Below are 2,303 nucleotides of genomic sequence, written 5' to 3' on the forward strand. Positions count from 1 at the left end.
CCCATTAACCGGTGTGAGGGGTTGACAATAGGACTTGTTCACAACCCGATCCCGCATCTTCTGCATATCGTTGAAATTGCGCGAAATATTCTGAACAAGCTCGATATAGTTATCGGCTCGCACTCTATTATCGTCTATCCACTCGTAATAGTAAGGTTTTATCGACACACAGTTTTTATGCTCGAATAAGGTGTTGAGCAATGTGCGATCCGAATTGCCGCAGGAGTGTCCCATGATATATATTTGGTATGGGGCGGAGTCGATAAACCGAAGCAACCGACGGTAGTTGTCCGTTTCCAGATAACGGATCGATTTGATATTCGTCAGATAGCTGTTATCGTTCAAATTCGAAATCGTCTTATAATCCTCATCCATTTCATCCCCATAGCCGAAAATGATGGGATTCCTATCGTTATCCAACTCCCCGTGAATATGGTTTATTTTGAAGTCGGAGTCTTTGTCAATATATAAGTCTGCGGTTCGTGTATAATTGAAATTCAGGAACAATATCTGGTCGGGAAGAAGATAATAATCCGGAATATCGGTTGGCGTAGTTTCAACATTGGTTATATGATTTGATAATAAATTATTTGTTACTTTTTTATAATACTCTATATCGGATTCCATATCTCTAAATGAATATCCGTATTTGCGGGAAAAAATACATCTTTCAGTATTCTCCTTGTTTTCCGCTTTTTCCCACCTCTCATCCACAAATTGCAAAAATGCCTCTTTCCCTTCATTGGAAATATCTCTGGCTTTGAAAGGTTCGTAGATAGTTGTACGAATGCAATCCTTTATCAATTCCGGCTTGATTTGATTTTGGAGTGCAAATTTCAAATAACCGGTTAAATATCCTTTTATTAAATCCAACTCTTCGTTGAGTTGAACCGGATCGGTATATTCGCATCTATCTTGTTTGAAAATATTCTTCAGCCATGCATAATATTCACTCTCAATATCTACCCAATTTCTTAATTCAATAGACTGATTTATTGCCTCGAAAAACCGACTTTCATATTTTAGAGGCAAACTATTGAAGAAATTATTATACTCTTCAATTTGCTGTTGCTGCTGCCAGCCACGTTGGAATCGGAACATCGAATTATCCAAAATCCAGCTAAAATGTTCCAGTTTCTTGATATCGTCCGGATTATCTATTTTAATACAGCATAATCCGTCTGTTGGATCACTTGTATCTTCCAATAATCTGCGTCTTTGAAAAATCCAATATCCTTGAATAAAGTCTTTGTAACTCGTCGGCAGTCCGTGCGCTAAATCGAACCCGTTTCCGATCAATATAATTCTGTTCATCATCTGCTTATCATTTAGAGTAGTCCATAACAAAGATAACTATTTATCCTGCTGTGAGCAAAGAGCGAAAATGATTTTTTCTTACGCCGACCCGTCCAGCAAGATAGCCGCTGCATGCGACACGCCAAGGTCTTCGCCTTGTCTTTGTCGCCCGCAGCGGCTATTCGGCTCTTGCTGTCCGGGCGTTCCGGGCAGTCTGAAATTTTATTCTCTATGACACTGCTCACAAAACAGATCATCTCGAAATTCGAGAAACATCCTATCCACTCACAGGATGGGAAAGGAATGGATGCCGAAGTCCTCGTCAAGTATTTCAACCCCTGCGGCTCGGGCACATGGCTCATCACCGAAGCCGAACGCGAAGGCGACGACTGGTGCCTGTTCGGTTATTGTCATATCCACGAATGGGAGTGGGGCTACCTGATGCTCTCCGAACTGGCATCCCTTCGTCTGCCGTTCGGACTTACCATCGAACGCGACATTTACACGGCCAAGAAATACGTCCGGGATTTTCTACCACAGGATGAATGACGGCAAAGGCCTCGGAATTTTACTGCCCCTTGCCGATAACAGAATCATTACACAAAAAGGACTATAAATATGGCAACATTCGAAGAAAGAGCCGAACGGCTGAAGAAAGAGTTGGACGAAGCTACAAACAGCGACCAACGTCGAAATCTGTCCCGCGAATACGAACTTACCTTGCGCCTGCTGCGCATCATCCGGGGAGAGGTCTTTACGCTCGACGACATCAATAAATGCCGCATGGAGATCATGCGGCAACATCCCGGATACGAACGTCCCATAACGGCCGAATCGGGAATCCTGCTGGCTGCGGAGGCAATCCGCAAATCCTTCGGACGAAAATACTATCTGCCGCTTTACAAATATCCGATCCTCATTGATTTCGGAAAACCTGACGAGCAGATATGCGTGATCCATCCGAGCAACTTTATTATCTATACATCCAAAAAAGAAGGGGAAGAGTG

At 42.9% G+C, this 2,303-nt stretch carries 3 protein-coding genes; 2 read left to right on the forward strand and 1 reads right to left on the reverse strand.

Annotation, left to right across the window (positions count from 1 at the left end; translation table 11 throughout):
• On the reverse strand, window positions 1-1,317 hold a 1,317-nt coding region (locus tag QVP03_RS04875; RefSeq protein WP_288210647.1), incomplete at its 3' end, for an AbiH family protein.
• A 210-nt stretch (window positions 1,318-1,527) separates the two neighbouring features.
• Between QVP03_RS04875 and QVP03_RS04880 the strand changes: the two genes are divergently transcribed.
• The gene (locus QVP03_RS04880; RefSeq protein ID WP_022332447.1) at window positions 1,528-1,845 is read left to right on the forward strand and encodes a DUF2958 domain-containing protein; all 318 of its coding nucleotides are present in this window, start codon (window positions 1,528-1,530) and stop codon (window positions 1,843-1,845) included.
• A 69-nt stretch (window positions 1,846-1,914) separates the two neighbouring features.
• Window positions 1,915-2,303 (forward strand): hypothetical protein (locus tag QVP03_RS04885; protein ID WP_288210648.1); only part of this gene is annotated, 389 nt, incomplete at its 3' end.

The sequence above is a fragment of the Alistipes sp. CAG:29 genome (assembly GCF_000435435.1).
Lineage (GTDB): Bacteria > Bacteroidota > Bacteroidia > Bacteroidales > Rikenellaceae > Alistipes > Alistipes onderdonkii.

Bases quoted from the DNA above. Each gene is read 5' to 3' on its own strand.
- QVP03_RS04880 (WP_022332447.1), top strand. From the start codon at position 1,528: ATGACACTGCTCACAAAACAGATCATCTCGAAATTCGAGAAACATCCT.